At 67.7% G+C, this 232-nt stretch carries 1 protein-coding gene; it reads right to left on the bottom strand.

Annotated features, from left to right (window positions below):
- The coding region (locus OH705_RS28885; RefSeq protein WP_267303657.1) for an acyl-CoA dehydrogenase family protein at window positions 1–232 on the bottom strand (232 nt) is incomplete at both ends.

Consider the following 232-nt stretch of genomic DNA (forward strand, 5'->3'; position numbering starts at 1 on the left):
GTACTTGATCAGTACCGGGCCCAGCATGCTCAGGCCGAACGGCACGATGCGCGGCGCGCCGGCCAGCGCGCATTCGTTGTCGAAGATGTACTTCTGCGTAGTGCTCCAGCCGGTGCCGCCGTACTCCACCGGCCAGTGGCTGGCCAGCCAGCCCTGGCGGTTGAGGATGGCGTGCCACTCGACCATGTCGGCGCGCGCCAGCAGTTTGCCCTGCGCGACCTTGGCTGACAGC

It is taken from the genome of Pseudomonas sp. BJa3 (assembly GCF_026343815.1).
Taxonomy (GTDB): domain Bacteria; phylum Pseudomonadota; class Gammaproteobacteria; order Pseudomonadales; family Pseudomonadaceae; genus Aquipseudomonas; species Aquipseudomonas soli.